This window comes from Rathayibacter sp. AY2B3 (assembly GCF_002931755.1).
In the GTDB taxonomy this organism is placed as follows: Bacteria; Actinomycetota; Actinomycetes; order Actinomycetales; family Microbacteriaceae; genus Rathayibacter.
In genome coordinates this window covers 1-728 of sequence record NZ_PSUG01000106.1, presented here as the reverse complement: position 1 = coordinate 728, position 728 = coordinate 1, and the positions used below count along the sequence as shown (strand labels likewise).

Sequence of the window (728 nt, the reverse complement as noted above, 5' to 3'; positions counted from 1 at the left end):
GGAGTATGCGTGGTCGCTCCGGACGCCCGGAGGGGCGGGGCGGGGGTGTCCCCGACCCGCCCCTCCGGCGACACGCGACCTCAGCAGGCTTTGGACGCGCGGTAGGTGTTGCGTCCGGCGGCCACGAACAGCGCGTCGAGGACTCGGGCCTTGCCCGGCGCGACGGAGTAGCAGCTGCCGTCGAAGTCGGCGATAATGTCGGCCTTGCGCTCGACGGTGCTCGACCCGCAGTTGCGGAAGACGAGAGCGCGCTGGCGCAGGACGCCCTCGGGTCCGAGGGTGGCGCCGGTGGCCACCTCCTGGGCTCCGCACGCGTAGCTCGCGGTGTTGACGTACTGGCCGTTCGCGACCTCGGCCGCGGAGGCGGGTGTCGCGACGGCGACGACGCCGACGGAGGCGATGGCGCCCGTGAGGGCGAGGGTGGCAAGAGTTCGTCGAAGAGTCATGATCGTTTCTCCTTCTGCTTCTCGGTTCCTCCACGCTGGCACCGGTCCGCCGGCGAGCGCGAGGAACCTGGGAGCCTTCCCACCGGGGGCCCAGACCGGTGCGGGGAAGTGCTCCGGAACGGGGCGAAAGGGTCGGAAGCGGAGGGGCGGGCGATCAGGAACGGGCCCGAGACCGCTGCCTGAGCGCATCGGTCCGCCGCCGATGCGGTCGCCGAGCTGCCGACCGTTCCGCCAGCGGCGTCGTCCCTTCCGTCGTCTCGCGACTGGCGCGCATCGACGCAT

Annotated in this window: 1 protein-coding gene; it reads right to left on the bottom strand. The window is 72.1% G+C overall.

What is annotated here, in order from left to right; genetic code table 11:
* Window positions 1-80 precede the first annotated feature (80 nt).
* Window positions 81-446: a hypothetical protein gene (locus C5C24_RS17485; RefSeq protein ID WP_104305570.1), complete on the bottom strand. Its 366-nt coding sequence runs from the start codon at window positions 444-446 to the stop codon at window positions 81-83.
* Between the last annotated feature and the right edge of the window lie 282 nt (window positions 447-728).

Bases quoted from the DNA above. Each gene is read 5' to 3' on its own strand.
- C5C24_RS17485 (WP_104305570.1), bottom strand. From the start codon at position 446: ATGACTCTTCGACGAACTCTTGCCACCCTCGCCCTCACGGGCGCCATC.